Genomic DNA, 2,130 nt, shown 5'->3' on the forward strand with positions numbered 1-2,130 from the left:
CCGGCCCGGCCTTGAACCCCGACGAACGGTACAGCCGCACCCGCGCCCGCCCCACCCGGCGCACCCGGCCCTGGGTGGGGCCGTCGCCCGCCACGAATTCCTGCGTCACCGGCGCAAGGTCGCTGGCATAGCCCAGCCCGGCGTGAATCACCGAGGCCGGGCGGTCCAGTTCGATGCGCCCGTCCGCCACGGTGCGCGGCGGATGCACCCAGCCGTCGGCCAGTATGGACACCTCGCGCCCTTCCAGGTGTTCCAGCCCGCCCAACGCGGCCACGGGCGGCCCCTGATAGGACAGGCCGGAATCGACGAAGAACGCCGGGACCGGGGTGTCCGTCTCGAAGGCCGGATCCAGCCGCTCGATGTACCGCCGCTGCGCGCCGTCAACCTCGCGCCGCACCACCAGCCACAGTTCATCGCCCCCGGCGGGGTCGGACGGCGGGCCGGGCACCACGCACAGCGCCTCCACCGCGCCGCCGGTGTCGTGACGGTGCCAGCCCGCCACCTGATGCTCGGCGATGAGTGTAAGTCCGGCCATGGAGCCGTCGTCCATGGCGCACCACACCACCGAATGGGGCGACTGCTGGTAGGCCCAGTCCACGATGTTGCGGCCCCGCAGCATGTGTTCGGCCAGGATGGTCTGGTCCGCGCCGGAATAGCCGTCCACGTCCAGGCTGTAGCGAAAGTCGCGCACCGCCCGTCCGCCGCGCTGCACGGCCAGCACCCCGTCGCCCACGGCCAGGGGCGGCAGTTCCGCCGAACCGCGCGCCGACTGGAATTCCAGCAGGCACGACAGGGGCGAGAACGGCTCGCTGCCCTGCCCGGAAAGGGTCCATTCGCCGCCGCCGGTGCCCACCAGCAGCTTGCGGGCGGGCATCATCCAGCGCACGGCGCTGACCGTTTCCGAGGCGATGGTGACGGTGACCGCGTCGTCGGTCTGGAGCGGGCGCGAAACGTCCATGTTCTCGTAGCAGCCGGTGCGGCTGGCCCAGATGGTCTGCGGATGGCTGCGCGACCCGGCGAAGCACAACCGCTGCTGCCAGAACTGCACCGACGAGGGGTAGTCGTCCGTCCCTTCGAAGGGGTTGCGGTGCTCGGGCGGACCTTCGGCAAAGTCCGGCGTGCGGCCCGTATCGGCATAGGTTTCACCCGTTGCGGCGGTGCCCAGCAGACCGTAGACCGATGCCCCGCCGCCCGCCTTGTACACCCGGTATTCGCTGGCCCCCTCCACTGCGGTCCAGGCCAGATTCACGGCGTTCCCTTCCGCAGGCGTGCCGGCCGTCACGGCCAGTTCCGCCGTGGGCAGGCTTTCCTCGCCGGTGTCCACGGACACGGCGGTGATTACGTAGCGGTGCTGGCGCGTGCCCGACGGCGCACCCGTGGAGCGCAGCCCCGTAGGAGTGGCCACGCGCGGACCGAAGTTCACCGCCACCAGCCGCCAGTCGGCATGGCCATGGCGTTCCAGCCTGCGCGGGGCGGCATGCGGCGTGACCAGGTAGAGCACGTCGGCGGACTGGCACCAACGCAACGTGGGGAGATGTTCCGCCGCATAGGGGGTCTGCACCTCCAGCGGCGTACCGTCTCCTCCCAGCACCAGCCCGCCGCGCCACCACACCCGCAGCCGTTCCGGCGCGAATTCCAGCACGTAGGCCTGCTCTTCGTTGAACACGAAGGGCACCAGCCGGGACGGCACGGTTTCATCGGCGCAGGCTCCCATGAAACGCAGGCCGGGCCGCCGGAAGGCCGGGCCGTGCGGATGCAGCAGCATGTTGCGCAGCACGCGGCAGCCGCTGGCGTAGCGGGCCTGGTCGCCCCGCGCGGCCATGAGGGGCGACAGTTCACCCGCGTTGAAGCTGTTCTGGATCAGGGTGGTGCGCGCCATGGGCTACCTCGCCAGAAGCCAGGGGTTGATTTCCACGGGGTCGGACGCCCCCTCGGCGGCGTCGGCCACGCGGGCGGCCTCCAGCGCATCCCCGAAGCGTTGGAGCATGGCCTGTTCGGTGCGCGAACTGTTCATGAGCGGCACGGCCAGCGCGGAGGCCAGGCGGCGGGCCAGCGCCTCTACGAACAGCGCCGGAAAGCGGGCGGGGTCGGTGACGCGCACGGTCAGCACCGCCTCCGCCGGGGCCGCGT

The 2,130-nt window shown here is 71.5% G+C and carries 2 protein-coding genes; both read right to left on the reverse strand.

Annotated elements, in window-relative coordinates:
- The coding region (locus FVW20_RS13265; RefSeq protein ID WP_196609988.1) for a phage tail protein at positions 1-1,879 on the reverse strand (1,879 nt) is incomplete at its 3' end.
- 3 nt (positions 1,880-1,882) lie between these two features.
- Positions 1,883-2,130: phage connector family protein (locus FVW20_RS13270; RefSeq protein ID WP_504739157.1), on the reverse strand; the 248-nt coding region annotated here is incomplete at its 5' end.

The organism is Nitratidesulfovibrio oxamicus (assembly GCF_015731765.1).
GTDB classification, from domain to species: Bacteria; Desulfobacterota; Desulfovibrionia; order Desulfovibrionales; family Desulfovibrionaceae; genus Cupidesulfovibrio; species Cupidesulfovibrio oxamicus.